This window comes from Kitasatospora sp. NPDC043950 (assembly GCF_056435345.1).
In genome coordinates this window covers 20,807-24,383 of the sequence record NZ_JBWKER010000090.1, presented here as the reverse complement: position 1 = coordinate 24,383, position 3,577 = coordinate 20,807, and the positions used below count along the sequence as shown (strand labels likewise).

Sequence of the window (3,577 nt, the reverse complement as noted above, 5' to 3'; positions counted from 1 at the left end):
CAGCCAGTCGACGCCGGCTCCTCTCCCGTTCTACGCAGACGTTCAGGCGTGCTCACTCCGGTCTTCCCGGCCGCCCGATGCCGCGCTGATTCGACAAGATCCGAAAGAGAGGTCCCTAGCCGACCATGATCAAGCTCGGCGCCAACCGCTGTACCGGTGTTCCCCGAGGCCGGGCTACCGTCTCCCCATGACCAGCGTCCCGACCAGCAACGGCCCGACCAGCAACGGCCCGAGTGGCGGCGGCTCGACCGGTGGCGGCCCGGACCCGATCCCGGGCACCGACACTCCCGAGGCCATCCGGCCCCGCGTCACCTGCCGCCGCTGCCATCGCCCGCTGCACGACCCGGAGTCGCGGATCCTGCGGCTCGGCCCGGAGTGCCGCGATCCGGCGGAGCGGGTCGCGCGCTTCGACGTCGACCAGGATCCGCTGCCGGGCATCGGGTGACGGGCGTCGGGTGACGGGCATCGCCCGCCGACCTCTGCTGTAGCGCCCGTCAGGCGCGCCGGAAGAGGCGGCGCAGGAGGCCGGGGCGGGGTTCCGGTTGCTCCTGGGGCGCCACCTCGGCCTGCTGGGCTTCCCCGGCTTCCCGGGCTTCCCTGGCCTCCTGGGCCTCGGCCCGCTCGATCAGCCGCCGGGCCAGGTCGAGGTCGGCCCGGGGCAGCCAGGGCGCGGTGAGCGCCAGCGCGGCGAGCGAGCGCAGGACGGTCACCACGCGGGTGCGGCGGGCCCGGGCGCTGTAGTGCAGCCGCTGCCGGAGCCGGTCGGCGATGTCGGCGCGGGTCTCGGGGTGCGTCCAGCCGATCGCGACGAGGGCGAAGCCGGCCGCCTCGACCACCCAGTCCTCGGGCCCGAGCAGCAGGTCGACCAGCACGCGGCGGCGGTCGGAGTCCTCCCACGGCTGGTCGGTGCGGTGGTGGGCGATGCCGAGGCAGGCGAAGACCTGGACGGCCCGCACCCACAGTTCGGGCTGGTGGGCGAGCAGGGCCCGGCCGAGGTCGTCCTCCCGGGGCATCGGCGGGTGGACGAGCGCGCCGAGCAGGTCGTCGAGCGGCAGCCCGGCCAGCCGGACGGCGTGGTCGTAGGCGGCGGGGACGGTCGCCCAGACGATCTCGGCGGTGGCCCGGACGAGTTCGGCGCTGTCCGGTGCGGGCGGGGCGACGGCCGGGCGCGGGTCGGTCCCGTCCCAGGCCCAGATCCGGGTGGCCGGTTCGGCCAGCGGGAGCCGGGGGTCGGGCTCGGCGACGGACCGGTAGTCGACGGTGGCGCGCGGCAGGGCGAGGCGGACGGCCAGCAGGGAGCTGGGCGGTTCCACGGCGGAGGCGCTGCACTCGATCTCGCTGTCGCGGGTGGTGCCGGGGGCGGCGAGCAGCTGGTGCAGCACGTTGACGGTCGCCTCGGTGGCGCCGGAGACCATGCCGAGCCAGGGTTCCCGGTGGCTGAGCCGTTCCAGCAGGTCCTGGGCGTACTCGTGGTCCGGGTGGGCGCGGTGGTGGTCGGCCAGGGCGAGCAGGTGGGCGGGGTCGCCGTCGGCGGCGTGCCGCAGGCCGTACCGGGCGGGGGCCGCCTTGGGGTGGTCGGGTTCGGTGGCGAGCACGCGGTCCAGCCAGGGCAGGCCGTCGGCGGGGCGGCCGAGGGCGCCGTACAACTCGGCGACGTCGACGGCGAGGTAGCTGCTGGAGTTGTCCCGCTCCGGTTCGACCCGGGCCAGTTCGGCCTCCCAGACGGCGAGCGCCCGTTCCGGCCGGCCGTGCGCGCGCAGGGCGTTGCCGAGCATCACGGACGGCAGGTAGCCGGGGGCCAGCAGGTGGGCCAGTTCGGCGAGTTCGACGGCGCGGTCGGTGGCGCCGAGGCGGCGGGTGAGGCCGGAGGCCATCGCGAGCAGCAAGGCGTGGTCGCCGTGGCGGCCCACCACGGACTGGACGAAGTCCTCGAACGGCTGGACGGCTTCGGCGAGTTCGGCGGGCAGCGGGTCGGGCAGTCCGCCGGCGGCCCGGGCCACCGCCTGGGCGACGGCGTCCGGGTCGACGAGGGCGGGCAGGTCCTCGCGGGCGAGCCAGGCGGTGTGCGCCCAGGGTCTCGCGGGCTCGTACTGGATCGCGGAGGCGAGCAGGCCGACGGCGGTGTCCCAGTCCCCGGCGGCGGCCTCGACGTGGGCCCGGCAGGCGACGGTGCCCAGGTAGACCTGGCCGTCCAGCGGGAACAGGTCGCGGGCGGCGGCCGGTCCTCCGGCGGCGGCGCACAACTCGGCTAGCGCCTCGTACAGTTCGGGCAGCTGGGGGTCGGCGAGGATCGCGTCGGCCAGGTGGTCGGCGGCGTGCGGGAGGTCTCCGGAGTCGATGGCCAGCCGGGCCACCGCCACCTCGCCCTCCGCCGCCAGCCGCTCGTCGCCCTCGTCGTCGGCGTGCCCCATGTGGTCGTCCCCCCGCTCGCGGTGTCTGCCTTGTGCGCGGACGAGGCTATCCCGCGTATCTGATGACCGGATGATCAATCTGCCGGCGTGTCGGACGAGCTGGAATTGGCCTGAATCGCGCTCACCTCTAGGTCGGATACACCCCGAACGAGTGGTTTGGGTGCTGGTCGGCGCCTTTTCCCGGAATCGGCGCACCACGATGTTCCCGACGCTTCGCTCCCGAAGCACCCCCCGGTGCACCCACCGGAGCACTCACTGGAGCACCCACCGGAGCACCCCCACCCCGACGACAAGCGAGAAGTGACGATGAAGCTCTCCCGCACCCTGTCCATGGCCGCCTCGGCCGCCGTCCTGAGCACCGTCGCCCTGGGCACCACCGCCCTCACCGGGCACGCCACACCAGCGGCCGCCGCCTCGTTCGTGGTCAGCGAGGCCCAGTTCAACCAGATGTTCCCGAGCTGGAACTCCTTCTACACCTACCGCGGCCTGACCGACGCCCTCAGCGCCTACCCCGGGTTCACCACCACCGGCAACGACGCCACCCGCAAGCGCGAGGCCGCGGCGTTCCTCGCCAACGTCAGCCACGAGACCGGCGGCCTGAAGTACGTCGTCGAGCAGAACACCGCCAACTACAGCCACTACTGCGACGCCTCGCAGCCCTACGGCTGTCCCGCCGGCAAGAGCGCCTACTACGGGCGCGGCCCGCTCCAGATCAGCTGGAACTTCAACTACAAGGCCGCGGGCGACGCCCTGCACATCGACCTGCTGAACAACCCCTACCTGGCCGAGAAGGACCCGGCCGTCTCCTGGAAGACCGGCCTCTGGTTCTGGAACACCCAGAAGGGCGCCGGGACGATGACCGCGCACGACGCCATCGTCAACGGCAAGGGCTTCGGCGAGACCATCCGCAGCATCAACGGCGACCTGGAGTGCAACGGCAAGAACCCGGACGAGCGCAACGACCGCATCAACCTCTACAAGAAGTTCGTCGGCGTCCTCGGCACCGACGTCGGCGGCGGCAACATCTCCTGCTGACCGGCGACGGCTTGGGGGGGGGGGGGGGGGGGGGGGGGGGCGGAGGCCGGGGGGGGGGGGGGGTCCCGGGACGAGGAGAGTAGCGCCCTGCCGCTCCTCGCACGCCAGCACAACGCGCAGCTACGAGAACC

3 protein-coding genes are annotated in these 3,577 nt (G+C 73.7%); 2 read left to right on the top strand and 1 reads right to left on the bottom strand.

Annotated elements, in window-relative coordinates:
• The first annotated feature begins 187 nt into the window (after positions 1 to 187).
• A complete protein-coding gene (locus AC07BF_RS35990) occupies positions 188 to 445 on the top strand; it encodes a DUF6011 domain-containing protein (RefSeq protein ID WP_363585381.1) in 258 nt (85 codons plus the stop codon).
• A 49-nt stretch (positions 446 to 494) separates the two neighbouring features.
• Here the strand turns inward: AC07BF_RS35990 and AC07BF_RS35985 are convergent, their stop codons facing one another.
• A complete protein-coding gene (locus tag AC07BF_RS35985; RefSeq protein ID WP_400988710.1) occupies positions 495 to 2,411 on the bottom strand; it encodes a hypothetical protein in 1,917 nt (638 codons plus the stop codon).
• 306 nt (positions 2,412 to 2,717) lie between these two features.
• On the opposite strand from AC07BF_RS35985, the gene AC07BF_RS35980 reads away from it, so the two are divergent.
• A complete protein-coding gene (locus tag AC07BF_RS35980; protein ID WP_478334488.1) occupies positions 2,718 to 3,446 on the top strand; it encodes a chitinase in 729 nt (242 codons plus the stop codon).
• The last annotated feature ends 131 nt before the right edge of the window (positions 3,447 to 3,577 follow it).

What these genes read in the sequence shown, in the direction of transcription:
- AC07BF_RS35985 (WP_400988710.1), bottom strand. Translation starts at nt 2,411, where the DNA reads ATGGGGCACGCCGACGACGAGGGCGACGAGCGGCTGGCGGCGGAGGGC.
- AC07BF_RS35990 (WP_363585381.1), top strand. Translation starts at nt 188, where the DNA reads ATGACCAGCGTCCCGACCAGCAACGGCCCGACCAGCAACGGCCCGAGT.
- AC07BF_RS35980 (WP_478334488.1), top strand. Translation starts at nt 2,718, where the DNA reads ATGAAGCTCTCCCGCACCCTGTCCATGGCCGCCTCGGCCGCCGTCCTG.